The organism is Arsenophonus sp. ENCA (assembly GCF_002287155.1).
Taxonomy (GTDB): Bacteria; Pseudomonadota; Gammaproteobacteria; order Enterobacterales; family Enterobacteriaceae; genus Arsenophonus; species Arsenophonus nilaparvatae.
Genome location: NZ_NHNG01000085.1, coordinates 1 through 1048 on the forward strand (window position 1 = coordinate 1; position 1048 = coordinate 1048).

2 protein-coding genes are annotated in these 1048 nt (G+C 38.8%); both read right to left on the reverse strand.

Annotation, left to right across the window (positions count from 1 at the left end):
* On the reverse strand, positions 1-248 hold a 248-nt coding region (locus tag CBG25_RS02530; protein ID WP_290604301.1), incomplete at its 3' end, for a hypothetical protein.
* A gap of 91 nt (positions 249-339) precedes the next feature.
* Positions 340-684 carry a hypothetical protein gene (locus CBG25_RS02535; RefSeq protein ID WP_290604303.1) on the reverse strand — a complete coding sequence of 115 codons (345 nt, stop codon included), beginning with the start codon at positions 682-684 and terminating at the stop codon, positions 340-342.
* Between the last annotated feature and the right edge of the window lie 364 nt (positions 685-1048).

Below are 1048 nucleotides of genomic sequence, written 5' to 3' on the forward strand. Positions count from 1 at the left end.
CACAATCCGCCAATCTCACGATTTATCTTCAGGAGTCTGCGATTTTCTTTTTTGAGGTAGGTATTTTCTGCTGTTAAATAGTGAATTATCGTTTTAAATGTTATTGTTTCCCTATCGTCGTCATTCCGTATATCAATGCTGCTGAGATAGTGTGAATCACAAAATTTATGACTCCCGTTAGTGACACCAACCAGGTTGCCCATATTGGGGTGCTTTGCCGTTACAATGTGTGGATTGTCGAGTTTCATCCTTTTATTCCTTTGGTTAGAAAAAATTAGGGGTTATTCTGTGAGCAATGACGCATTGAAAATCCGCTAAAATTATGAGAACAAAAATAAATTACACTTTTGCGGTAATTTCCCTTGACCCAAAAAGATGACGACGACATTGATTTTTTACTGAATACAAAGCCACCTTTGGCAGACAGCAATTATCAAAGGCGTCATAAATTTTAGTTCTGCTGAATAATAGCGCTTTTTTTACGCGACTCGTCACGTTTCTTTTGAGTGAAAGTAAGGAACGCTTAGGGTTTGAGGTTATTTGCTGATTCGATTGTTTGGTTGGATTTAATGCGGCTTTTAATGCCATATTGAGTGCTTTATTACGATTATAGGCTGCTTGCTTGACTCTTCTATGGGCATTTCTTCGACTGCGTGCATTATCATAACCATGAAAATTACACATACCTACCTCCTAACAATGGGTTTTGGTGGTGTGTGCTGGAATTTCCAGATAGGTATCAACGTTATTATGTCCCTGGCATAGACAAGAGAATCAACGCTGATTGATATATTTCACACACCCCAAAACCGACTGTTGTCGGTGTTCGCTTTTTCAGCGAAATAGTCTTAAAGAGCGGTACGGCTTAACTGTCGTCACTTGACTTCATGTTCATACGCCTCAGGCTGGCTACTTAGCAATGTCGAGTAAAGTTTCAGATAACTCGTGGTATTGTCTGGCTTTTACCTGTTGCAGTGAGTTGATGGGCGTTAGTTTATATAACAAAACATAAATGTCAATTTTTTTTGTGTTTTAAACATCGAGCAGG